Here is a 23,782-nt window from a genome sequence, read left to right on the forward strand (position 1 = left end):
TGTTGCTGAAGCTGTTAATCCCTATAGCCGGCCCCGGTAAGGTTAAGAAAAAGCGATTGGAGGTCTTTCGAATTATTCGCTTTCAAGAGGGCGGACAAATGGTCGTAGGCAATGACGGCCCCATTGTCAATCAAGGCAATGCGGTTACAAAGCTCCTCCGCTTCCGCCAGGTGATGCGAAGTATATACGATGGTCGTATTATGTGCGTTCAGACGCTTCAGAAAGTCCACAATTGCCTGTTTGCTTTGCACATCCACGCCCACGGTTGGCTCGTCCAGGAATATGACCCCCGGCTCGTGAATGATCCCGATCGCCAGGTTGATCCTCCGCTTCATGCCTCCTGAAAAAAAACCTACTTTCTTATCCGCGACGTTCGACAACCCCAGCACGTGAAGCAGCTCCTCGGTCCTGCTGCGAATCACCTTTCGCGGCAGATCATACATGGCGCCGAAATAGGCAAGGTTCTGAACGGGTGTGAGTTCCTGGTAGAAAGCATAGTCCTGGGGTACATACCCGATTACCCTGCGTATCCGCCGCTCGTCCAGCCGGCTCCCGCCGTCATGGTACGACACGGTCCCGCTGTCTGCTTTGAGAATCCCTACCATAATAGACATCAGGGTAGTTTTTCCGGCGCCATTGGGTCCCAGAAGACCGAAAATGTCGCCCGGCTCAACCGAAAACCGCACAGACCTGAGCGCCTCGAAGTCTTCACCCGGATAGCGGTACCTGATGCTGTCTATGCCAATGCCGATACTCATTTTTGAAGCCTGACCGAAGAAAGGCGGGCAAATGCTTTTTTCTCAACTTCCATTATTTCCATCATCCGGTCGGCGACTTCATCGAAATCCGACTGTTCCGTCGTTCTGCCCTTGTAGATCCCGGCCATTTTGACGGCGTTGGACCGCCACAAGTCCCCCGCCCGGGTGAAGTCTTCCGAAATGCTGAGAAGCGTATCGTCAGGAATGTAGTCGTACGCTTCCTGCAGAAATGCCGCATACAAAAAACGGAATCCGCCGCCGCCGGTACCTATCTCCTCCTGCATTCTCACGATCTGCCCGAGAAAAAGCCCGCCCTTCCGGACGCCCAGCTTTTCGCGCCATTTCCGGACCCGGTTAGCGGTATAGCGTATTCCTTTCACACCGGCAAATCCCCCGGGGATATGCAGCATGTCCCGCACATTTCTTTTAATCCCCTTTGCAATCGCTTTCTGAATCGTAGCCCGGTCGATTTCCCCGCTTACAATCGGATAATAGGCCTGTCCTCTCGGGGAAAGCGGGCCTTTTGCAAACCTTACTTTGCTCAGTTCGGGCGGGCTCAGCGAGGTGGTGACTTCCATTACCGGGTCGCTCACCAGGTAACGGTCTTCTTCCCTGCCGAAAACGATCAGGTTGTGCGCATTAAAATGAAAGCGGTATTCCTGCGGAAAGTAAGGCAGATGGAACACGCCCACCTGGCATCCTACCGGTATGCCTTTGGATACGAGGTCGTCAACATAAGACCCGGCGCTGCCTTCACTAACGAATTTTTTCCGCACAACGTCGACTCCCAGGGCTGAGCACGTCCTGCTGAAAATCGCACCGGGCATGGTCCTGAACGAAATGGCAGGCCCGTTGTTTACCGTCAGAAATGGGATTTGTATATAAAAAAGGCCGGCGCCCATTCCAAAAGCCAGGGGCTCTGTAATAAATTCCACTCCCCTGTGCCTTAAAAGCGCAGTTGTAACCCCATTTTCGCAATGGGCAGACTGAACATGTTCGAAACGCTTCTCCAACCCTATCCCTTAAAATTTTTTAGTTCTTCCACACTGATACCGAAAGCCTTTGCATATTTTTCCAGCTTCCTGTCGCTCAACCGTTTAAAAACGGACGGGCGAAGGTGCCGCCTGATAAAAAAAGGCCAGAACCCGGTATAATCCGCTATTACCGGCATATCCATTACCTGTAAAGCCATAAAGTAATAAATCGGGCTTTTTTCACCCTTTCCGACTGCTTCCCGCGCTTCCTCGATACGCACTTTGACTTCGTCCCAGGCATTGTCCAACGCAACCTTCTTCACTTCCCAGCCGGTGCTGAGCGCCGTTTCATATTTCCCGTCGGCATTCTTTACGTAGCATACCTCCCGAGTGAAATTTGCCAGCGCACTTTGGTCTTGCGGAACTTCGTCTTTCTTCATAGGTGCAATCGGTTGGTTACCAACTCAAACTACAGTCAAATATCCGTAAACGTAAGAAAATCTTGAGCTCTCGGGCACAGAAATAAGTATCCGGTCACCTTTTTTCAAACGGCCGGAGTGGAACAGTTCCTCCAGCATCAGGTAGATAGAGGCTGCACCGACATTTCCCTTCGTCCGGAGATTGGTGAACCATTTTTCGGGCGTCAGCTCAAAATCCCTGAGCTTCAGGTAGTCTGCTATTTTGCTCTCGAAAAAGTAGCTGGACAGGTGCGGCAGAAAATAATCGATGTCAGAAGTTCCAACGCCCTTTTCCTGCAGCACCGCTATCATGCGATCTACTCCCAGGTTTACAATATTGCTTCCCAACAGTTTTACATCCTGTTTGATGCTCATCACCGATCCATCGATCAGTTCCTGGGCTGAATAGTCTTTATAAGACTTCAGAGACCCATCCGACCGCTTATCGCTTCCCATATACATGCAGGGTTCAAGCTGGTTGGCAAATGAAACGGCCTCCAGCCACTCGACTCTCAGCGAGATCCCCTCGGCGTTCGGTTTATCCTCGACGTAGAAAGCGCCTGCACCGTCAGAAAGCATCCACCTTAAGAAGTCTTTCTCAAACGCCAATACGGGGTTTTTCTCCAGGCTGGCCAGCCGTGTTACTTCGTCTTCAAAATTATCCGATTTCAAAACCGGGGTAAGGCGCTCCGATGCAGCACAAACCGCGTGCTTTTTCTCGCCCAGTTTCACACTCATCCAGGCGTAGCGGAAGGCATGCATACCGGCGCAACAGACACCGGACGGCGAAACCACTTCAATTGCCCCCGTTTCCGGCAGCTCTCCGTGAACCATCACCGCATGCGACGGCATTAATTGATCGGGACTGGACGTCGCGCAGGCCAGCAGGTCGACCTTTTTCAGCTCTTCGGGATTATCACCGAACAAAGCCCTGACCGACAAAGCGGCCATTTCAGCATTGGTGTGAGTGGGTACCCCTTCGCGGGTAAGCGCATAATAGCGGTTTTTGATGCCGTTATTACGCAATACTATAGCCTTCGATTTCGACGGCTTTCCATTCACTGTTCCCAGATAGACCTCCAGATCATCGTTGTCAATCGCCTCGTTGGGGAGGAACTTCGCAATCTTCGTGATATAAACTTCCGACATTTTCACTAATTACACTTCTACTCCACAAAAGTATTGTTTTTTCCGCAGTAGTTGCTTTCTGGTAAAAGGCCAGACCGTGAGATAATACACTCCCAAAAGCAATGGGGCAACCAGAAAAAGGGCAATCAACAGGTAATATTTAAAAAGCGAAACCAGTCGCCTTCTTTTCCCTGGTGTAGTACCTTTTTTGCGAATCAGGTTGGCCCAGATATGAAACAGGCGCTTGGCCCTTTCTTCAATAAAAAGTATATCGGTAGGAACCGATATTTTCCCGAACGCCAGCACACGGTTCTGCAGCTGATCCAGTGAGCCGTTTTCCAAAGCATCCACGGCAACCTCGCCATAGCGGCTCACAAAATTGATATCTTCATCGCTGACGCCGGGCAATGGGAAGATCCCCCACATCCTGTCTTTTTTCCCGCCGATAAGCCAGTGGATAATCGTAATGACGCTCACATGGTTGAGATTCCGGTCTACCAGCGGAATATTCGCGACCAGCCTCCCACCCGCATCACGTATGTGCCTTTTCACACTTTCCTGGGCATTCAGCCACATATTACGGCCGCCCGACAGGGTAATAACGGGCGTTCCGACCATACGGCTCCTGAAACCGGGATCGCGGAGAAGTGCGGAGACAGGCAGTGACGGTGAAAGAAACCACGGCTGGTAACCGATCACCACCAGATCGTATTTTTCGTACCGGTACGCTACAGGTTGCAGGGGAACCGGTATTTCAAGAACCGTTTCGGGCATAGCATCGAAGAAGTCGGCCGAAGGCCACGGGAACGGGAAGGGTTCCGCAGCCTCTATCCTGACCCAGTCTAATTCGTAGCGGCCAAAAGGTTTCAGAAACCGGCGTACAATTTCCCCGGTTTGCCCCGTCTGTGAATAGCTGGCAACTAATACTCTCAAGGCCAAAACATTATCGTTCTCCTCATTTTGAAAAAGAAGAGTGGGTTAACAATCTATTTTAAATCCTGCTCCGTCAGTATTTCCGACGAAGCCGCATAGTCCAATACCTGTTTCTGAACCTCCTGGGGAAGCATGGAAAAATGCTTGATCACAGCAGCCTTATCTTCATCCAGCTCCTTTCTGTACTTCAAAATTTTGGGCGCTTTCTCCTGGATGCACAGCCGGATAAATTTCAATTCTACATTTCCGGGATCTTTTGCAATTTCGCTTTCGAAGAGCTCGTGGCCCTTTTTAAACATTTTCAGCTTTTCGCCGGCGCCTTTGATCAGCCCCGCTTTTCTCATCAGCAAAGCCCCCTCATAGGCAATTGCGAGCTTTCCGTTGGCGCGCTTTATAGCAGCCAGCGCCTGGTCTATCTGCTCTGCGCTCCCGGAAGAAAACGCTTCATAAAAAAGTTCTCTTTGCTGAACCCTGCTTTTCCCGGCTATCGAAACCACCGCAACCAACAAAAATACCAACACAAACCTGCTCCGCTCAAGCCTCATTACTTTTTCTTACACTTTAGTATGGTGTGATAACTATCTCCAATAAGCGAAAATTCCTCCGCCAATTCAAACCCCGCCTCTGCTACCAGCGACTTCATCAGGTCAACACTGTACATCTTGCTGTTCCCGTTGGCCATTATCGTAAAATATAAAGAAGTTGCCACAAGGCTATACTTGGCCGCTTCATACCGCTGGTTATCAAAAAACGGCTCCATTATATAGAGAAACGTATTTTCGCCGGCTGCCTGATGCGCATTTTTCAGAATCTGAAGAATTTCCGATTTCGAAAAACAATCCAGGAACTGGCTCATCCAGATGGCGTCGGCGCCCGCAGGAATTTTTTGGGCGTCGTCCAGCAGGTTGATCTGGTGAAATGCGATCCGGTCCGACAAGTCGTTTTGCCGGGCATTTTCCCGGGCTACATTCAACTGCCCCGGAAGGTCCAGTATCGTCACTTTCACCTCCGGACTGTACTTACAGCAGGCTATGGCCCACTTCCCGGTGTTCCCGCCGACATCAAATATCCGCGCCGGATTTTCCCTGAACACAATTTCCAATGCGTGGGGAAATGCATCGTCCGAATAATAGTGGTCAAAATCAAACCAGGCTTTCTTGACGTCATCCGGGAATTGCGACAACCCTTCATACAGGGTCGGCCAGTTGCCAAGCGTTTTAAGGCCCATCGGCCGACCGGTCGTGATGCTCTCCTTCATAAAATCAGCGCCTTTGTAGCAGACATATTTCATGTAGTTGAGATTCACACGGGTCATTTCGTCTTTCAACAGGTAAAACCCGATCTTGGTAATCTGGTAGAGGCCTGACTCGTTTTTCCGGACTACATCTATGGTTTCGGCAGCTTCGACCAGTACCTCGACCCCGTACTCGGACACATCGCTTTTCTCCTTCAAATCACTGAGACTAATACCATTGCGATGTTTCCCGATCAATTCCAGAACACCCAGTTCCAACATCGCCATTACCGCCTGAAAATAGAGAGGGCCGAAAGCTATTTTTTGTGCCTCATACTTGGCATCAAGCGCAGAAAGTTCTTTTTTCAACGGATTAAATTGATAAAAAATTGGAACAGGCATTATTAGCTTCAAGGAATGAGGTTTGAGGCGCCAAGGGGAAAATACCGGGCCGTCGACGGCGCAAACCTTTCAACCAGAGAAGTGAGCGGACAAACTTAAATAGGTTGTTTCTAACAAACAAAAAGGAGCAGCAGCATTTTTAAGCCGCCTTCCGTGGGAAACGCAGATTTCCGGGGCTGGTTATTTGAATTTCTGAGCCCAGATCTTGTAATACTTGGTCTCGATCGCCTTGTTGACCTTGTAAATTGCCCCGGCCCAGTAATTTCTGAAACCAAATCCGCCGGGCTTGGCAATAACATGCTCTTTCAACAGTACCTTTCGGGTGGCCAGGTCGATAAATGTGACCCAGACTGTGAACTCTTCCGCATTTTTATCCAGGTTCTCGGCGATATATACGATTCCGACGCCCTCGTTCGGAGCAAGTTTATAAGCGGAGACAATCCTATCAACTTCGGCTTCCGGAATCTGGTGCTGTTTCTCTGCAATATTCGCATCCACCTCCACGCTCTGGTTAATCCGCGTTAGGTCGTCAATATTAGTCTCGTAACGGGCCGGATCGGAAATACGAAAAGCCCCTTGCAGCGAGAACTTTTTGGGCTCCAGGACCAGCAGCGAATTCCAGCTCTTGATGTGCTGGTTTTTAATAGCGTTGGGGTCCGTAAATCCGGCGGCGCCCACAAATTTCGCCTTTGTAAAGTCGGTTCCCAGGAAGGTAAGCTTGGTATTTCCTGCAAAAAGCCCCTGCATGGTATTCTGCGCATAGGTGACCGAAGTGCCAAAGACAAACAACAGTAAAAGCAGACGTAAGTTTTTCATGGTTAGTGAAAGATGGTTATGACTAAAGAAACGGGAGCAAACACTTATCCGGCGAAATTATCACTTTTTGGGAATCCGGTGTAATAGCACTCGTTATTGTTTGATGAATTTAGTGAACGGGCGGGTGAGATGCGAGGTGTGAGATGTGAGGGGTGAGCGGGCTCCACATGTTTCGCCCGGAGTTGCCGGGGCGCTTAGAAGACCTTCGTCCTGTAAACCAGTTTTTCAGGTTTTCTCTTCTCCGCCAGGAAGACCCTGTCGCGGAGAGCGGCGGCCGGTATGAACTCCAACGCAGGTGTTACACGGAGCCGGGACCGGAAAAGCGATAACAATTTCTCAACGAACACCTGGTTGTTTATGGCATCCGAAAGGAAAATAGTCACCTCGTCGTTGCCAAACTCGTTGCCACGTACTTCTACCTGGTACAATTCTATTTCCGGCAGCATATCCAGCACATCGTAAATAGCCGGCGGGAATAAGGTGGTGCCTTTAAATTTGATCATTTGCTGCTTGCGCCCTACCACCGGGCCGAGACGCGGGGTATTTCTGCCCGAGCAGCGTTCGTAATGAATATGACAGAGATCCCCGGTTTTATAGCGAAGCAACGGCATTCCCTCCACGCCAAGCGTAGTGACGACTACTTCACCCAATTCACCATCCCCCACTTCGTTCCCATCTTCGTCTACCACCTCCAGAACCAGGAGTTCGGGATTCAGATGCCCGCCTTTACCGGCTGCGCACTCGGTAAATGCGGCGCCCATTTCGGTGGAGGCGTATGTAGAAAACAATTTCACGTCCCAGTCACGGGTAATCCTTCGCCCCAATTCATTCCAACTAAAATCGGGATTCCGGATGGGCTCGCCTATGCACAGAATTGATTTTACAGAGCTGGCTTTATAGTCAATGCCATTTTGAACCGCATATTCGAGCAACTTCGGGATAAAGGAAGGGATCGCAATCAAAACCGTTGATCCGAACCTTTGAATAGACTCCCATTGCAGAAAGGGAGCTCCCGGCCCTACACGTACCATCCCGGCTCCAAGCCTGCGGGCGCCCATCCAATAGGCCAACCCGGCCATGAACCGGCGATCGATAGTGGTCATTAACTGGTAAACATCAGCATCACTTCCTCCCGCCAGGCGAAAGGAATCCGCCTCGTTTTTCGCCAGCCGGTCAATATCGGCGTCCGTCAGGTAAAAAGCTACCGGGTCGCTCAGCGTACCGGAAGTAGTTACGTAGTCTGCAACCCGTTGCCGGGGTACACATAAAAAGTCTTCGTTGTAACGGGCGAGATCGTCTTTAGTGGTAAAAGGCACACGCGGCAGGTCTTCCACTGACTGGACGTCACCGGCTTTCAAACCTTCTTTTTCAAAAACACGTTGATAAAAAACCGAGCGCTCCAGCACATAACCCACGAGCTCACGGAGCATGAAATTCTGCCGGTTGCGTATTTCCTCCCGGGAGGCCTGCGACAAATCACTCATTTTCTGGCTTTCGGTCGGGCCGGATAATAAACCGCAAGGATTGATCCTTCGTAAAATAGGCCCAGGCCCAATTATATAAGGTGGCTAATCGGTTTCTGTAGTTAATTAAACTCATCAAATGTACGAACAACCACATGAACCAGGCAATAAATCCACTGAAATGAAATTTGAAAATATCGGCAACCGCCCTGTTGCGGCTGATGATCGCCATGGAACCTTTGTCGAAATAAGAGAAAGGCACAAGCGCGCGGTCAGACTTGGCTGCTTTAAAGTTTACCGCCAGGTTTTGAGCCTGCTGAATAGCGACCTGGGCGACTTGCGGGTGCCCGCCGGGAAATTTCGGGTCTTCTGCCGAAAAGCTCGTGTCACCAACCGCATAAATGTTGTCATAGGCCAGGAGCTTGTTGTAGCTGTCGACCAGCAACCGGTTACCCCTTGTAAAAGCCGTTTCCGAAACGCCTTCCACCCGGCCAACCGTTACCCCCGCTGCCCAGATCAGCGTATTGGTTTCGATAAAATCGCCGTCGTCAAAAGTTACCCGGGCACCGTCAAAATCGGTAACGCGCTTGTTCAGCTTCACTTCAACGCCGATCCTGACGAGGTCCTCGTACGTGTCGTCCTGTGACTTTTCGCTCATGGCTGCCAGCACCTTATTGCCGCCATCGACGAGGTAAATTTTTGCACCGGAACCTGCAAATTCCGGATACTCTTTCAATATCACGTTTTTGCGCATTTCGGCAAACATCCCCGAAAGCTCAACACCGGTCGGTCCACCACCCGCAACAACAATCGTAAGCAAACGTCTTCTCTGCTCGCGGTCATGGGTAATGGTCGCCTTCTCCATACGTTGAAGCAGGATATTGCGCATCGAAACCGCATCATTGATGGTTTTCATCGGAATGGCGTACTTCTTCACGTTTTCCATCCCGAAATAATTGGTCTCCGTTCCCTTGGCAAAAACGAGGCTGTCGTACGCCAGCGTTCCGTTGGAAAGCTGCACCTGGTTTTGTTCCGGCAATACCTTAATGAATTCGGCCATCCGGAAATCAAAATTTTTCAGGCCGCGGAAAAGCTTGCGAAAGGGGTAGCTGATATTTGATACTTCAAGAAATCCCGTTGCCACCTGGTACAGCAGGGGCGCAAAAAAATTGTAGTTATTCCTGTCTACCAGCGTGATGTGGAAACGGTTGTCGTTTTTCAGACCATTTACAAGATTGACGCCGGCAAACCCTCCTCCAATAATGACAATTTTATGAGGTTTCATAGATAAAGCTTACGTAAGGAAATATAGAAAATATCCAACCTGCTCACTCTCCGCTCTCCTTTGAAAATTAACAAAACTTGTGCCACCACCAGCGAGCTTTAAACAGGAGAACAACAAAACTCCGGGAACAATTCCGGGAAAAGCAATTAGTTGAATGCCGGGAAAATGAAAATACACGACGATCAAATACATTTCGATACTGCCGCTACCGCAGGACTTTGAATCCGGGAGATGATTTGAAACCCGGATGAAAAATTGTCAGAATATTTGAATATTTTTGAATGTTTCCCAGAAAAGTATGATCCGGCGCCTGTTAGTTTACTTTCCGTTATTATTGAGCCTGGCGGCTATTGTCACTTTGAAAAGCTGTCGCCCCAAGCTGCCTGAAGACATAGAGGCTGCCTATAACCGGCTTCCGGCTTCCGTCGATTACAACCGGGACATCAAGCCCATTTTATCGGATAAATGTTTTGCCTGCCACGGACCGGACAAAGCCAAGCAGAAAGCAGGTCTGCGGCTCGACCGGGCAGACGATGCGCTGGCCGAGCTCCCGGAAAACCCTGGAAAATTTGCCATTGTTCCGGGAAAGCTTGCGAAAAGCGAGTTTTTTCACCGCATTATTTCTGAAGATCCCGAATACCTGATGCCGACCCCCGAGTCACATCTGTCTCTTACGGCATCGGAAAAGGCCCTTTTGATCAAATGGATTGAAGAAGGAGCCGAATACCGCCCGCACTGGGCCTTTACCCCGATCCGCAAACCCGGTTTGCCTGAGGTCCGGAACGACTCGGGGATTGCCAATGCCATTGATTGGTTTATCCGGTCAGGACTGGAAACAAAAGGGCTCAGCCAGTCTCCGGGCGCCCCCAAAGAAATCTTGCTCCGCAGGCTTTCTCTTGATCTGACCGGTCTCCCGCCAACCACAGACGAGATGGATGCCTTTCTTTCCGACCCCTCCGAAAATGCATATGAAAAACAGGTCGACCGGCTGCTGGCTTCACCGCATTTCGGAGAAAAGCTCGCAACCGACTGGCTGGACCTGGCACGTTTCGCTGATTCCCACGGTTATACCGTCGACCGGTTGCGCGATATGTCTCCTTATCGCGATTGGGTGATCCGCGCATTTAACCGGAACATGCCCTACGACCGGTTTATAACGGAGCAGCTTGCCGGCGACCTGATGCCGCGCCCCACGCGGGACCAGGTTATAGCTACCGCCTTTAATCGCAACCACCAGCAAAACATGGAGGGCGGCATCATAGAAGAGGAGTTTCAGACGGAATACGTGGTAGACAGGGTCAATACTTTCGGCGATGCCATGCTGGGTATCTCGCTGAGCTGCGCCAAATGCCACGATCACAAATACGACCCCGTTACTCAAAAGAATTACTATGAATTGTTCGGTTTCTTCAACAATGTGCGCGAAGCCGGGCAGATTTCTTGGGACGATGCCCTGCCCTCGCCTACCCTGCTGCTTCCGACACGACAACAGGAAAAGTGGCTTGGTGAAATTCAAAAAACCATTGCGGCACTCGAAAATGAGCTGGCAGCCGACAAAAAAAACCTGTCTCCATCATTTTCCGCCTGGCTTGCTACCCGGCAGTACCAAAAGCTTGGCAATGAAAAAATTCCGCAGGCGGGCCTCCAGGCCTATTTTGATTTCAATCACCGCAGACTTCAAAGCGAGTTGCTGCCCGGACAGACCGGTACCCTGAAATACAACGGTGGCGAAGTAAAAACGGCGCCTGTCTATGTAGAAAGGGAAAAGGGCGGCGCCCTCCAAATGGACGGCGACATCTATCTCGATCTGGGCCAGGCAGGCGTATTCAGAAAAACAGAGCCGTTCAGCATCGGCATCAGGGTTTGGATTCCGAAAGACCTTCGCGAAGGCGTTATTTTTCATAAAAGCGATTTTGAGCGCCTTTACAATTTCAGAGGCTACCATCTTTATCTGAAAGACGGAAAGCTTGAAGCCAGCCTGGCCTATGTAGCGCCTTCAAACGCTATTATGAAACTGTCGGAACATCAGGTCCCGGCAGAGCAATGGATACACCTTACGATGACCTACGACGGTTCGTCCCGCGCAAGTGGCCTGCGTGTCTATCTCAATGGCGCAGAAATCAAAATGTCAACCGAAATAGACCAGCTAACCAAGGATATCCTGTTTACAAGAAAAGTTCAGCCCGGGCTGCAGATCGGCGGCTGGGGCCGTGGGCTCGGCCTGAAAAACGGCCGGGTTGACGATATCGCCGTTTACAGCCGGGAACTTACCCCGTTTGAAGTTTCGGTGCTCAGCGGGCGGGATTCGTGGCAGTCCGTTGCACCCCTCGCGGCCGACGCACTTTCAGCCACGCAGCGCGCCAGCCTTGAAGAATTTTATGCCAGTGCGGTCTCTCCGGAAATCAGGCGCAAAGCCCAACTGCTCACGCAATGGCGGTCTACGTTGGCTGATTCCGTGCAAACACTTAAAGAATTGATGGTGATGCAGGAATACCCGCGCCCGAAGCAGGCTTACGTTCTTCTACGCGGTGAATATGCCAACAAGGGTGAGAAAGTATTTCCCAATACTCCTGCGTCCATTCTGCCGTTCCCGGAAAACCTTCCCAAAAACCGGCTGGGACTGGCCAGATGGCTCACATTGGAGAAAAATCCACTTACGGCACGCGTGGCAGTCAACCGGTACTGGCAGGGCATATTCGGGGTAGGCCTGGTCAAAACCGCCGAAGATTTTGGCAACCAGGGGGAACTGCCGACGCATCCGGAACTGCTCGACTGGCTGGCTTCGGAATTCCGTTCATCAGGATGGAATATTAAAAAGCTTCACAAGCTGATGGTGATGTCGGCTACTTACCGCCAGGATTCAAGGGCAACAGAACAGCAACGGGAAATTGACCCCGAAAACCGGTTCCTGGCCCGCGGGCCGTCCAGGAGGCTTACCGCCGAAATGATGCGCGACAACGCGCTTACTGCAAGTGGACTTCTCAACCGGCAGATCGGCGGCCCCAGCATTAAACCTTATCAGCCGGAAGGGCTGTGGGAAATTAACAGCGCCAAGTACAAGCGGGACTCCGGGTCAGCCGTCTACAGGAGGAGTCTCTATATATTGGTCAAACGCTCCGTTCCCAACCCCACCCTGCAATCATTTGATGCAACCGACCGGAGCTACTGTGTAGTCAGACGGCAGCAAACCAACACCCCGCTGCAGGCGTTGGTGACACTCAATGATCCGACTTTCGTGGAAGCTGCCCAAAAAATCGCTGTTGGAATGTCGCAAATAAGCGATGAGAAAGAAGCCATCCAATGGGCATACAGGAAATCTACAGGCAGAACACCCACCTCAAAGGAGCTTCCGCTGCTGGCTGCGCTGTACCATTCGACCTACCAAAAAATGACCGCAAAACCCGCAAAAGCCAAAGGCTGGCTCAATGCCGGGCAGTCGGCAGCCGGAAAAAACGGCGACCCGGCCCGTCTTGCCGCCTTTGCAGTGGTCGCGAGCACCATTCTTAATTCGGACGCAACACTCACCAAAAGATAACATGGATCATCACGACGAACCATTCAGGATTCATTCACCCGAGTTTGATGTGCTCCACCGGCAACTGGACCGTCGTAATTTCCTGGTACAGACTTCTCTGGGTTTGGGTGCGCTGTCACTGGGGTCTTTACTGGGGTGTACAAAACGTGATCGCAGCGCTCCCCGGCCTGACATGGCCGAAAAAGCGGGCAACTTCGAGACCGAAATTCTGAAAGCCTTACCACACCTCGCGCCAAAAGCCAAGCGCGTGGTCTATTTGTTTATGAGCGGCGGCCCGTCCCAATTCGAAACGTTTGACTACAAACCGAAGTTGGTTGATCTTTTCGGGAAAGAGCTTCCGGATTCGGTGAGAAAAGGGCAAAGGCTCACGGGCATGAGCGCCAATCAGAGCGCGCTGCCCATAGCGCCGTCCGCGTTCAGATTTAACCAATACGGCACAAACGGAACCTGGGTCAGCGAATTGCTTCCGCATACCGCAAAAGTGGTTGACGACCTTTGTATTGTGAAATCACTCTATTCGGAAGCCATTAACCATGACCCCGCCATCACCTTTTTGCAAACCGGGAACCAGCTCCCGGGGCGCCCCTCTATCGGATCCTGGGTCAACTACGGCCTGGGATCGATGAATGAAAATCTTCCGGCATTCATCGTGCTTGTTTCAAAAAATGCCCCCAAAGACCAGCCTCTCTACGCCAGGCTTTGGGGAAACGGCTTTTTGCCCTCCCGCTACCAGGGGGTGCAGTTCCGTTCAGGCAAAGATCCCGTACTTTTTTTAAGCAACCCTGAAGGATACGACGGAGAAGACCGGGCCGAAATGCTTGACTATCTTGCTAAAATCAACCGGGTACAGAACGAGGTATACGGGGATCCAGAGGTGGAAGCACGCATAGCACAGTATGAAATGGCCTACCGGATGCAAACTTCGGTACCGGATGTACTGGACATAGAAGCAGAACCCGACGAAATCTTTGATTTATACGGTCCGGACAGTCGCGATTCGGGGACATACGCGGCCAATTGCATCCTGGCAAGAAAACTGTTGGAAAAAGATGTCAAGTTTGTTCAGCTGTACCACCAGGGCTGGGACAACCATGGTCAGCTGCCCAAGGGCATTGTCCGGCAGTGCAAGGATACTGATCAGGCGACTGCCGCGCTTATCGTGGATTTGAAGCGCCGCGGCCTGCTCGAAGACACCCTGGTCATCTGGGGAGGCGAGTTCGGCCGGACGGTATACTCACAGGGACAGCTTTCGCCTCAGGATTACGGGCGGGATCACCATCCGCGATGCTTCACCATGTGGATGGCCGGGGCTGGCGTAAAAGCCGGGCTTTCATTCGGGGAAACAGACGATTTTTCATATAATATCGTAAAAGATCCTGTGCACGTACATGATTTTCATGCTACCCTGCTCCACCTTTTGGGTGTCGATCACGAAAAACTCGTTTACAAATTCCAGGGAAGACGCTTCCGCCTGACAGACGTGCACGGGCAAGTGGTGCACCCGCTGCTGGCCTGAAGCAATCCCCTCGAACCAGGCAGAGGCGTACTAACTTCCGGAAAACCGCAGCGAGTCAAACCTTTTTACTAATTTTGCCGTTATTAAACAGCTGAATTTAAAAGTCATTCCAAAAGAAGGGCGCTACCATTAAAGACCTACTTATGTTCAATTCTCGTTTCATTGTAATTGGGGTCATCGCCATTTTACTTGAATCGTGTAAAACAACGCCTCCCGCTGTCACGAATTCCACACCTGTACCTGCTGAAGAACCCGTTCTCGTCCAACTCGGTGACAAGCAATACACCACCCGGGACTTTGCCGCCTCCTATGAAAAGAACAAGTACACGACCGGGTCCGACAAGCCGCTGACGGCTGAAGAGTACCTGGACCTGTTCACCAATATGAAGCTGAAGGTCCTGGCTGCGCAACAGGAAGGGAATGATACGACCCAGAATTTCAAAGATGAAATTTCGTCTTACCGCGAAATTCTTTCCCAGAATTTCCTGAACGACAAAGATCTTATAGAAAAGTATGCGATGGAGGCCTATGAGCGCTCGAAGATGCAGGTGCATGCCGCGCACATCCTGGTTCGCGTACCCGAATTTGCAGCGCCTGCAGACACGCTGAAAGCCTTTGAAACCGCGCAGAAGGCCTGGTCGGAACTGGTCAACGGGGCAGACTTTGAAGAAACCGTAGCTAAATATTCGCAAGACCCGAGTGCCAAAGAAAATCATGGGGACCTGGGTAGCTTTACGGTATTTCAAATGGTCTACCCATTCGAAAACGCTGCTTACAAAACCCCTGTCGGAAAATTTTCCCCTCCCGTTCGGAGCGTGCACGGCTACCATATCATCAAAGTGCTGGAAAGGAACGACAATCCGGGGAAAATTCAGGTGGCACATTGCATGATCTCCTCAAACCAGCTGGATTCCCGGGAAAAACAAACCGCCGCGCAGGAAAAAATAAACGAAGCCTACAATCGGCTAAAAGCCGGCGAGGCATGGGCTGATGTCGTAAAATCCTATTCCGATGACAAGAAATCGGCTCAAAACGGAGGTACATTGCCGCCTTTCGGAATAGGCACCATGATCAGGCCTTTCGAACATGCCGCCTTCGCGCTTTCAACACCCGGCGATATTACGCAACCCGTCAAAACAGCTTACGGATGGCATATCATCAGGCTGATCAAAAAATTACCGATCGAAAGTTATGAAGAAGCGGCGCCTGCCATTCGCCAAAAAGTGACCCAGGATTCCCGCGGAAAGCTGGTTGAAAAAATCAACCAGCAGAAGGTCCGGACGAAATATCCGGTCACCGAGAATCTTGACGTATTAAACCGCGTGGAGACCCTTACCGACAGCACCCTTCTGCGCGGCCGCTGGACCATTCCAGCCCCTGTACCCGACGAAATCAGGCAAGCCCACCTGTTTGCCGTCAGCGGGAAAACCTATACCGGCGGTGATTTCCTTGAGTATCTCAGGGTAAAACAAAAACCATTGCCGGCCAATTCTTCTGTACCTTTGGTGGTGAAACGGTATTACCAGGACTTTGTCAATGAAAAGGCGATGGCACATGCCAAAGAGCAGCTCGAAAAAGATCAGCCGGAGTTCAGGCAGTTGATGGAGGAAATCTCCGACGGGGTGATGCTATCGAATATGATGGAAAAAAATGTCTGGGGAAAATCGCTAACCGATTCCCTCGGCCAGAGAAGAGTTTTTGAGCAAAACAAAGGCAAATACCAATATCCGGAAAGAATAAGGGCTACCCTGGCGGTTGCGAAAGATACGGCGGTGCTGAACCGGGCCAAAAGGTTGCTCTCCGGTTACCCTTATAGCCTGGAGCTGAAAGGCGAAGATCTTATATTCGGCGATAAAGAATCTAACCTGACGCCGGAACTCACACGCCGGTTGGGAAAAGTGGTCACCGCCATGTCCGCCAATCCGCAATATATAGTTGAGGTCAGCAGTCATCGTGACAGGGGCGAGCCCAAAGAAGCCAGCGAGCTGCGGCTCAGCCAGGTGGTAAGCTTCCTGGAAGCCCACGAAATTCCGCTAACGCGTGTCGTTGAAAAAAATCACGATGCGCTCAGGAACACGTCGGACGCCGCCGGCAACCGCCGCGTATCTTTTCTGTACTTTACCACGTCTGCAGCCGATGTGGCACGAATGCTGAACCGGGGTAGCGAACAGGAAGAGGTAACCATTAAAGACGGTTACATGACCAAAGACGACCCGCTCCTGAATGGCTTTGACTGGAAAACAGGCGAGCAGGAGCATGCAACCTCAGGAGGCAGAAAATGGATCATGATTAAAACAATTGAAAAACCCCGTCTGAAAAGCTTTGAAGAAGCGCGCGGCGCGGTAATCAACGACTACCAGCAAATTTTGGAACGCCAGTGGCTTGAAAAATTAAAAGGTCAGTACCCCGCCACGGTCAACAAAAACGAACTTAATAAAGTAAAGTAAAACAACCGCCGCTGTCTTGTGTAAAAACCGCGGTTTCCAAAAGTATCTCTAACTCAATACCACGAATGTTATTTCACTTTCTTCACCGTCTTTTTCAGAAGAAATTCCTGTTACCGGCTTTGCTGCTGACATTCGCCTGCGCGCAGCAAGCGGTCTCCCAGACAGCAACAAGCCTCGATAAAATCGTAGCGCGGGTTGACAATTACTATATCCTCAACTCCGAAATAGAGGAAATGTACCAGAATTACCTGCAGCAAAATCAGCCCAACGTGCAGAAATGCGATCTGCTGGAATCGCTGATCATTAACAAAATGCTGCTCGCAAAAGCTGAAATTGACTCGGTAACGGTTGAGGAAAAAGACATAGACGGACAATTAAACGGCCGTATGAACATGATGATCCAGCGATTCGGATCAGAAAAAAACCTCGTTGAAGCCTATGGAAAGAGTGTTGATGCCCTGAAGGCCGAGCTCCGCCAACAGCTAAAAGAGCAGCTTACCGTGGAGACCATGCAGCAGAAAATAGCCGGAGACGTCAAAATCACTCCCCGGGAAGTCCGCAAGTTTTTCAACGGGATCCCGAAAGACAGCCTGCCCTTTATCCCTGCCGAAGTAGAGGTTGGGCATATTGTGAGGCTGGGGTCGGTCACGGATGAACAGAAACAAAAACTCCGTAACCAGTTGCTTGACTACAAAAAAAGGGTGTTGCAGGGCGAAGACTTTGCCATTCTGGCCCAGATTCACTCAGACGACGTAGTTTCGGCAAAAGCTGGCGGCGACCTCGGTTTTGCCCGGCGCGGAGATATGGTGCCTGAATTTGAAGGCGCAGCGCTCGCATTGAAACCCAACGAAATCTCGGAGCCTATCGAAAGTAAATTCGGCTTTCACCTGATCCAATTGCTTCAGACGCGCGGCGCCGAATACCGCGCCCGGCACATCCTGCTTCGCCCCGATTACAACCAGGGTACTGACATTACGGGCGCAACCCATTTCCTGGACAGCCTCCGCAACCTGATACAGATCGACACCCTGTCCTTCGCAAGGGCTGCGAAAGAACACTCGCAGGACCCGGCTACGGCTGAAATGGGCGGTCTTTTACAGGACATGCAAACCCAGACCTCCTACCTGGCACTCGATGCATCCATGGACCCGGTACTTTATTTCGCATTGGATTCCATGAAGGTCGGAGACATCAGTAAACCATTGCTGTATCGTACCGACGACGGCCAGTCCGCCACGCGTATCATCTGGTACAAGAGTAAAAAGGAGCCTCACGTAGCCAACCTGAACGACGACTACGAGAAAATTTCCAACATTGTACTATCCAATAAGAAAAACACCGCGCTGGAAAAATGGTTTACCAAAGCCCAGGGCGACGTATTTATACGCGTGGAACCGGAATTCGGAAACTGTAAAATCCTGTCGCAGGTAGCGAATACGGAGCAGTAGCCGCGATCAATTCAAACGAAAAGAGGCTGTCTCAGAATAAAGAACTGAGTCAGCCTCTTTTTTTGTCTGATATTTGACAACCCGCAAAACAAGACGTCACGGCCATATACGGGGCGGGGCTATTTCAAGTAAGTAAATCTCACGCCGTCGTTTCTTTCGGTGGGATAACCGAGGCTGTTGTATTGATAGGACAGGGCTATGTTCGTTAACACGGACTCATCTCCGGCTTTTGGATAGTTGTAGACCGTGTATTTCTCATGGATGATATTATTGGGGCTTGTGTTGTAACCGGGTAGCCGGTCGGGTATCAGGCCGAAGTATGGGCTTTTCATCTCATCGTATTGGTACTCCGTCACGCTTGATACGCTTCCTCCTGAATATTGTTCTCTCCTGATCAGGTTACCTCTTACATCGTACGAATACTTGTGCATACCTGTCACCGCGCCGTTGTGATAGAGTTTCCTAACCGCAATCCGTCCATCTGCACCGTATTCATACTCCGAATAACCCGTTACTTCCTCACTCCTTACCAAACGGTTGCCGCTGTCGAATTCATAACGCAGCTCAGCGTATTGAGGAGTATTCAGAGGGTTTACCCATTCCTTTCGATTCAATGTTTGGTTCACAATAGTACTGGAGCTGCTAAGAAAGCCCGGGTCCGTATATATCTTCTTTACAATACGTCTTTTGCCCGACAGGTAGGTGTAGGAATAATAGCTGTATTTACTTTCGTCGGTGATCAACCGTCCGTGGTTATCATATTTAAATTCCTGCGTCTTCGTATTACCGTAATAAACTTCCCCCAGCTTTTCTCCCTCAATACTAAAAATGGCGTCGAAATTATTCTTGCATGCAACAAAATCCGCGCAACACAGCACGACAAACAACAATTTTGTTTTCATATCCAACAGAATTTAATAACCACTAATATACCTGCCGCCTGTAAGCAATATACTAATAACCCCACAATCATGCCATTTTCCCCGAACCTTCACAATCGATATTAATCTTATGCGATCTTTTTTACAGACCTCATACAAGCCAATTTAGTTGGAAGCGACGCCATTTTTCCCCAATCTTAATCCCCCTGACTGCGCCGTGGGTCAAATGCTTTTCACCACTTCCTCCAGCGAGGTACTTTCGGAGAATTGGAGCTTTTTACGAACGCGGTGCCGGATGACCTGAACGGAATTGACCGAAACCCCAAGCATGGCAGCCATTTCTTTCACAGCAACAGGTACTGTTCAAAAGCCAGCTCGTAATTTTTCTCTATTTTCCAGTAAGACTCCGCTAACGCCCTAAGTGAACGCGCTCTTAGAAAATCAACATTTTCGCTACTGTGCTGTTCCAGCTGTTTGGTCAGCTTGCTACGGGATACGTCTTTGTGTTGATGCTGATAGAACGAAAGTTACCTGGAATACTAGCAATGCAAGCGCGCTGACAATTAATAGTAGTGGGATTGGAACAAGAGTGCTACTTCTCACAAAAATAAACGATCTCTCCTCCGGGAAGCGCGTAACGCCTCACCTCCTGCGCCGACAGTTCTTCCATTACAAAGCGATCTTCGGTTACCCGGAACCCGCCCCGTCTCAACTCTTCGCCATAGTTTCGTCCGAAAATACGGTAGTGGTCGCTCTGCAGAAAATGCCTTTCCCGTTCGCGCGGATCTGTTATCGATTTATCCTCGTAGGTTTCGGCCCGCGCCAGGTCCTGGGGAGACTGGATAATTCCCCACCCGGCAGGTTTTAACACCCTGTGAAGCTCCGAAAGTGCCTTTACATGGTCTTCGACATGCTCCATCACATGGTTACAAAACACTACGTCGAATTCGTTGTCGGGAAAAGGAATACGATGAATGTCCATCTTCACTTTAGCCAGCGGCGACTCAAGGTCGGCCGTTACGTAGTCGAGATTCGGCAGGGCTTCAAACCGGTCAATAAAACAATATTCAGGCGCTACGTGCAGAACACGCAGCTTAGCAGTGAAAAAGGGCGTCTTTTTTTTAAGAAAAAGCCACATAAGGCGGTGGCGTTCCAGGCTGAGGCATCCCGGGCATAGCACGTTCTCCCTGGCGGAGACGCCGCGGCCGTAGGGAAGAAACTTCGAATAGCTGTGTCGGCACACCGGGCACTCAACTGAATTCCCACTATGGAACCAACCGAGGAACCGGGCGGCAAAATGCCCCACTCTTTGCAAAAAAGGGCGCGGCACATAGCGCAAAACCCAGCTAAAAACAGATTTTAACATTACGAATGACTATTGTTCGCAAATATTAGCAGAATTCTCGTGCGAATTAGTGAGCTTCCTTATAAGTTTGCGTATCATTGATATTACCAGACACCGCATTAACCAGCCATGAATGTTCCTAAGTCAGCTGCAAAACCTCCCGGACGCAAACTCATCAAGAGGCTTTCCCTGCGCACCAAGTGGACGTTGCTGGCCATTGCAGGGCTGGTGCTTACGCTGTTCGGGCTTTCTTTCCTGGTGAATGCCAATGCCCTTCGGTTGGCAGGCAGCCCCTCTCCCAAATGGATCATACTGGGGATTTACAGTTTCGCCATGTTGTCAGCAGGCTTCCTCATCCTGGGCCAGGCCTTCAGATTCCGTTTGCTGATCGACTTCCGCAGGGAGACCCGGCGGGAAATCAACCGGCTGAAAAAGAGAATGGAGGTAAAAAGAATGAAAGACCTCGAAACCCTCCAGAAACTTCAGGCTAAAACGAAAAACCCTACCAAATAAATTTGACAGGGTTCTTTCTCAATATTTTGCTAAACCGATTAAGCTTCTGCTTTCTCGCCGAAAGACGCTTTGATTGCATCTACGTCAACGTTGCGGATATCGGGTTTTCTCAAAAGGTCCTTGATACTGGTAACTCTTGCTTTCGCATTCAGTTTATTTCTCAACCCCTTACGTTTCAATTTTGTAACAGCCATTTTTCCTTCTATTTATTATCCTGCCGCAAAAGTACGGATTCCAAATTAAAAAAGGAAGTCTACGAGGAATAATTATATTGCTTCCCTAACTTTGGGGTTTCGGTAAAATGATGCCGTACAGGGCAATCAGGAAATAAAAAGAGCAGCAACATTGCCGGTTGCTCGACAATCAAACAGCGCAGTCGCATGAGTAAGCCTGCATTAGCCAGAGGCACCAGGGATTTCGGTCCCGAACAAATGGCCAAACGAATGTTCATTTTCGAGACCATTCGACAGACTTTCAGGAGGTTTGGATTTCAGCCGCTGGAAACACCGGCTATAGAAAACCTGTCGGTATTGATGGGAAAATATGGCGAAGAAGGAGATCAATTGCTTTTCAAAATACTGAATTCCGGTGATTTTTCCGCCGGTCTGACGCAGGAAGACCTGGAAAACGGGCCAAAAAAGCTGATCACCAGAATCTCCGAAAAAGGATTGCGGTATGACCTGACCGTTCCTTTTGCCCGATTTGTAGCCATGAACCGGGGCACGCTTGCCTTCCCTTTCAAAAGATACCAGATCCAGCCGGTTTGGCGGGCAGACCGTCCTCAGAAAGGCCGCTACCGCGAATTCTATCAATGTGATGCTGACGTAGTGGGTACCCGGTCGCTGCTTTGCGAGGCCGAAATTGTCATGATGCTCCATCAGGGCCTGCGACATCTGGGCATTGAAGCGTTCACAGTAAAGATCAACCACAGAAAAGTACTAACCGGCATAGCCGAGGTAATCGGCGCACCCGGCCGGGAGGCTGCGCTTTGCGTAGCCATCGACAAGCTGGATAAAATCGGGCAGGAAGGTGTTTTCGCCGAATTATTAAAGACCGGCTTTAACGAAGCTCACCTGTCGGCCCTGGAACCTTTCCTCGGCCTTCAGTTCAACGGCAGCTCATTCTCCCGCCTGGAAACACTCCTCGCCGGTTCGCCGGTGGCTATGGAAGGCCTTGCCGACCTGCGGGAAGTATGGAAAATGGTGGAAGGCTTCGGACTTGAAAACCCGGCATTGGAGCTGGATATCACCCTCGCACGCGGACTGTCTTACTACACCGGCTGTATCTTCGAAGTGAAGGCGCATAACGTCCGGATCGGATCGATCTGCGGCGGAGGCCGATACGACAATCTTACGGAAAGTTTCGGCGTGAAGGACATGTCCGGCGTGGGTATCTCCTTCGGTGTCGACAGGATATATGATGTGATGGAGGAACTGGGACTGTTCCCTGACCTCCAACAGGAAGGTACAAAGGTAATGGTAACCAATTTTGACGCTGAAGCTGCTTACTATGGTCTCAACGTGCTGGCACGCCTCCGCCAGGTCGGCTGCAACGCCGAAATGTACCCGGACAGCAGCAAGCTTAAAAAACAGCTCGATTACGCCGACCGGAAAAATATTCCCTACGTGGTATTGATCGGCTCCCAGGAAATGGAAACCGGGAAGCTCACGGTCAAGCATATGAAGTCGGGCCAGCAAAACGAGCTCACCCTCGACGAGATAATTGAATTATTTATCAAGAACCAGTAACCCGGCCGAAACTTTTTGCCGGACCCCCTAAAATGTCAGATATAATCAGGATTGCAATACAAAAGTCAGGGCGACTCAGCGAAGATTCCCTTCGCCTGCTGAAAGAATGTGGTATCAGGTTCGATAACGGCGCCGGGAAACTCAAGACTACCGCAACTAATTTCCCGGCCGAGATACTTTTCCTCCGCGATGACGATATCCCCGGCTATGTAGAAGACGGTGTCGCACACCTCGGTATCGTCGGTCAAAACGTTTCCGAAGAAACCGACCGCGACGTAGATACCATTTATAACCTCGGATTTTCGAAATGCAGGCTGTCCATCGGAATTCCAAGAGCTACCGGCTACCAGGGTATACAAGACCTCCAGGACAAGAAAATAGCGACGTCTTACCCGCGGATTCTCTCCAAATACCTCAAGTCGAACGGTGTCAACGCTGAAATTCACGAGATCAGCGGTTCGGTTGAAATTGCTCCGGGTATCGGTCTTGCAGACGCCATTTGTGACATTGTCAGCTCGGGCAGCACGCTTCTGAGCAACGGACTGAAAGAAGTGGAAGTTGTGATGCGTTCCGAAGCGGTCATGATCGCCTACAAGCAAATGACCGAAGGCCAGCGCGCCATTCTTAACCAACTGATTTTCAGGATAGATTCCGTACAGGCTGCGAAGAACAACAAATATATCCTCCTGAACTGCCCGACCGAATCGGTAGATGCCATTACGAAGCTGATTCCCGGTGCGAAATCACCGTCGGTAATGCCGCTGGCTATCGAAGGCTGGTGTTCCCTCCATTCGGTTATCAGTGAGAGTGACTTCTGGGAAAACATTGAAAAAATCAAGCAAGCAGGCGCTCAGGGAATTCTGGTGATCCCGATTGAGAGAATGGTGCTGTAGAAGAA

At 50.5% G+C, this 23,782-nt stretch carries 21 protein-coding genes; 7 read left to right on the forward strand and 14 right to left on the reverse strand.

The window, feature by feature from the left end; all coding sequences use genetic code 11:
• Positions 1-14: 14 nt before the first annotated feature.
• From ABD852_RS05575 to ABD852_RS05620, 10 genes are all read right to left on the reverse strand, one after another.
• Complete coding sequence (locus ABD852_RS05575) at positions 15-758, reverse strand: ABC transporter ATP-binding protein (protein ID WP_345027042.1); 744 nt, start codon at positions 756-758, stop codon at positions 15-17.
• Complete coding sequence (darH, locus tag ABD852_RS05580) at positions 755-1,771, reverse strand: BtrH-related acyltransferase DarH (protein ID WP_345027043.1); 1,017 nt, start codon at positions 1,769-1,771, stop codon at positions 755-757. Before darH ends, ABD852_RS05575 begins: the two co-directional genes overlap by 4 nt.
• Positions 1,772-1,773: 2 nt before the next feature.
• Positions 1,774-2,172 carry a flexirubin biosynthesis protein DarG gene (gene DarG / locus ABD852_RS05585; protein WP_345027044.1) on the reverse strand — a complete coding sequence of 133 codons (399 nt, stop codon included), beginning with the start codon at positions 2,170-2,172 and terminating at the stop codon, positions 1,774-1,776.
• Positions 2,173-2,196: 24 nt separating this feature from the next.
• Positions 2,197-3,339, reverse strand: coding sequence for a dialkylresorcinol biosynthesis protein DarB (darB, locus tag ABD852_RS05590; RefSeq protein ID WP_345027045.1), 1,143 nt, complete (start codon positions 3,337-3,339; stop codon positions 2,197-2,199).
• A gap of 9 nt (positions 3,340-3,348) precedes the next feature.
• On the reverse strand, positions 3,349-4,251 hold the full coding sequence (locus tag ABD852_RS05595) for a hypothetical protein (RefSeq protein ID WP_345027047.1): 903 nt from the start codon (positions 4,249-4,251) through the stop codon (positions 3,349-3,351).
• Between the two features lie 53 nt (positions 4,252-4,304).
• Positions 4,305-4,796: a hypothetical protein gene (locus ABD852_RS05600; protein WP_345027049.1), complete on the reverse strand. Its 492-nt coding sequence runs from the start codon at positions 4,794-4,796 to the stop codon at positions 4,305-4,307.
• Positions 4,796-5,854 carry a methyltransferase gene (locus ABD852_RS05605; RefSeq protein ID WP_345027050.1) on the reverse strand — a complete coding sequence of 353 codons (1,059 nt, stop codon included), beginning with the start codon at positions 5,852-5,854 and terminating at the stop codon, positions 4,796-4,798. Before ABD852_RS05605 ends, ABD852_RS05600 begins: the two co-directional genes overlap by 1 nt.
• Positions 5,855-6,067: 213 nt before the next feature.
• Positions 6,068-6,703 (reverse strand): hypothetical protein, encoded by a 636-nt coding sequence (locus ABD852_RS05610; RefSeq protein ID WP_345027051.1) that lies wholly within the window; start codon positions 6,701-6,703, stop codon positions 6,068-6,070.
• Between the two features lie 194 nt (positions 6,704-6,897).
• Positions 6,898-8,187 carry a flexirubin biosynthesis putative acyl-CoA ligase FlxY gene (flxY, locus tag ABD852_RS05615; RefSeq protein WP_345027053.1) on the reverse strand — a complete coding sequence of 430 codons (1,290 nt, stop codon included), beginning with the start codon at positions 8,185-8,187 and terminating at the stop codon, positions 6,898-6,900.
• Positions 8,180-9,451 (reverse strand): NAD(P)/FAD-dependent oxidoreductase, encoded by a 1,272-nt coding sequence (locus tag ABD852_RS05620; RefSeq protein ID WP_345027054.1) that lies wholly within the window; start codon positions 9,449-9,451, stop codon positions 8,180-8,182. Before ABD852_RS05620 ends, flxY begins: the two co-directional genes overlap by 8 nt.
• A 298-nt stretch (positions 9,452-9,749) precedes the next feature.
• Between ABD852_RS05620 and ABD852_RS05625 the strand changes: the two genes are divergently transcribed.
• From ABD852_RS05625 to ABD852_RS05640, 4 genes are all read left to right on the forward strand, one after another.
• Positions 9,750-12,986, forward strand: a complete 3,237-nt coding sequence (locus tag ABD852_RS05625; protein WP_425568770.1) for a DUF1553 domain-containing protein — start codon at positions 9,750-9,752, stop codon at positions 12,984-12,986.
• A 1-nt stretch (position 12,987) separates the two neighbouring features.
• On the forward strand, positions 12,988-14,502 hold the full coding sequence (locus ABD852_RS05630) for a DUF1501 domain-containing protein (RefSeq protein WP_345027056.1): 1,515 nt from the start codon (positions 12,988-12,990) through the stop codon (positions 14,500-14,502).
• A gap of 143 nt (positions 14,503-14,645) precedes the next feature.
• Positions 14,646-16,949: a peptidylprolyl isomerase gene (locus tag ABD852_RS05635; protein ID WP_345027057.1), complete on the forward strand. Its 2,304-nt coding sequence runs from the start codon at positions 14,646-14,648 to the stop codon at positions 16,947-16,949.
• Between the two features lie 65 nt (positions 16,950-17,014).
• Positions 17,015-18,397, forward strand: a complete 1,383-nt coding sequence (locus ABD852_RS05640) for a peptidylprolyl isomerase (RefSeq protein ID WP_345027058.1) — start codon at positions 17,015-17,017, stop codon at positions 18,395-18,397.
• 119 nt (positions 18,398-18,516) lie between these two features.
• Here ABD852_RS05640 and ABD852_RS05645 read toward each other — a convergent pair whose 3' ends face one another.
• The 3 genes from ABD852_RS05645 to ABD852_RS05655 all read right to left on the reverse strand — a co-directional run bounded on the left by ABD852_RS05645 (position 18,517) and on the right by ABD852_RS05655 (position 20,644).
• Positions 18,517-19,299 (reverse strand): hypothetical protein, encoded by a 783-nt coding sequence (locus ABD852_RS05645; protein WP_345027059.1) that lies wholly within the window; start codon positions 19,297-19,299, stop codon positions 18,517-18,519.
• Positions 19,300-19,500: 201 nt separating this feature from the next.
• Positions 19,501-19,626 carry a hypothetical protein gene (locus ABD852_RS05650; protein ID WP_345027060.1) on the reverse strand — a complete coding sequence of 42 codons (126 nt, stop codon included), beginning with the start codon at positions 19,624-19,626 and terminating at the stop codon, positions 19,501-19,503.
• Between the two features lie 244 nt (positions 19,627-19,870).
• Positions 19,871-20,644, reverse strand: a complete 774-nt coding sequence (locus tag ABD852_RS05655; RefSeq protein WP_345027061.1) for a class I SAM-dependent methyltransferase — start codon at positions 20,642-20,644, stop codon at positions 19,871-19,873.
• A gap of 108 nt (positions 20,645-20,752) precedes the next feature.
• On the opposite strand from ABD852_RS05655, the gene ABD852_RS05660 reads away from it, so the two are divergent.
• Positions 20,753-21,136: a hypothetical protein gene (locus tag ABD852_RS05660; protein WP_345027062.1), complete on the forward strand. Its 384-nt coding sequence runs from the start codon at positions 20,753-20,755 to the stop codon at positions 21,134-21,136.
• Positions 21,137-21,174: 38 nt separating this feature from the next.
• Here ABD852_RS05660 and ABD852_RS05665 read toward each other — a convergent pair whose 3' ends face one another.
• Positions 21,175-21,330, reverse strand: coding sequence for a hypothetical protein (locus ABD852_RS05665; protein ID WP_345027063.1), 156 nt, complete (start codon positions 21,328-21,330; stop codon positions 21,175-21,177).
• A 186-nt stretch (positions 21,331-21,516) separates the two neighbouring features.
• Between ABD852_RS05665 and hisS the strand changes: the two genes are divergently transcribed.
• Both hisS and hisG read left to right on the forward strand, forming a co-directional pair.
• Positions 21,517-22,884: a histidine--tRNA ligase gene (gene hisS, locus ABD852_RS05670; RefSeq protein WP_345027064.1), complete on the forward strand. Its 1,368-nt coding sequence runs from the start codon at positions 21,517-21,519 to the stop codon at positions 22,882-22,884.
• Positions 22,885-22,916: 32 nt separating this feature from the next.
• A complete protein-coding gene (gene hisG / locus ABD852_RS05675) occupies positions 22,917-23,777 on the forward strand; it encodes an ATP phosphoribosyltransferase (protein WP_345027065.1) in 861 nt (286 codons plus the stop codon).
• Positions 23,778-23,782: the final 5 nt, after the last annotated feature.

Origin of the sequence: Ravibacter arvi (assembly GCF_039540405.1) — a bacterium.
In the GTDB taxonomy this organism is placed as follows: domain Bacteria; phylum Bacteroidota; class Bacteroidia; order Cytophagales; family Spirosomataceae; genus Ravibacter; species Ravibacter arvi.